This window comes from Mesorhizobium sp. WSM4836 (assembly GCF_055811815.1).
Map to the genome: position 1 here is coordinate 1 of NZ_JBVVQF010000093.1, position 534 is coordinate 534.

The following is a 534-nucleotide window of genomic DNA, read 5'->3' on the forward strand; positions in this document are numbered from 1 at the left end:
TCGGTTCCGGCGCCCGCGACGAAGCCGGCAAGCTCGTCCCGCTGGACGTCAAGGCCGGCGACCGCATCCTGTTCGGCAAGTGGTCGGGCACCGAAGTCAAGCTCAATGGCGAAGACCTTCTGATCATGAAGGAATCCGACATTATGGGCATCATCGGCTGAATATCGGCCTCACCCTCATTTAAATCTTCGGGCTCAATCCAAGCCCCTGCCAGGAGCTAAAAATGGCTGCCAAAGACGTAAAATTCTCCCGCGACGCTCGTGAGCGCATGCTGCGCGGCGTCAACATCCTCGCCGACGCGGTGAAGGTCACGCTCGGCCCCAAGGGCCGCAACGTCGTCATCGATAAGTCGTTCGGCGCACCGCGCATCACCAAGGACGGTGTCACCGTCGCCAAGGAAATCGAGCTTGAGGACAAGTTCGAAAACATGGGCGCGCAGATGGTCCGCGAAGTTGCTTCGAAGACCAACGACATCGCCGGCGACGGCACCACGACCGCGACCGTTCTGGCACAGTCGATCGTCCAGGAAGGCCA

2 protein-coding genes are annotated in these 534 nt (G+C 60.5%); both read left to right on the top strand.

Annotated elements, in window-relative coordinates:
- On the top strand, positions 1 to 161 hold a 161-nt coding region (locus AC0L2P_RS32230; protein WP_192363281.1), incomplete at its 5' end, for a co-chaperone GroES.
- A gap of 62 nt (positions 162 to 223) precedes the next feature.
- Positions 224 to 534, top strand: a 311-nt coding sequence (locus tag AC0L2P_RS32235; protein WP_292136986.1) for a TCP-1/cpn60 chaperonin family protein, incomplete at its 3' end; no start/stop codon positions are given.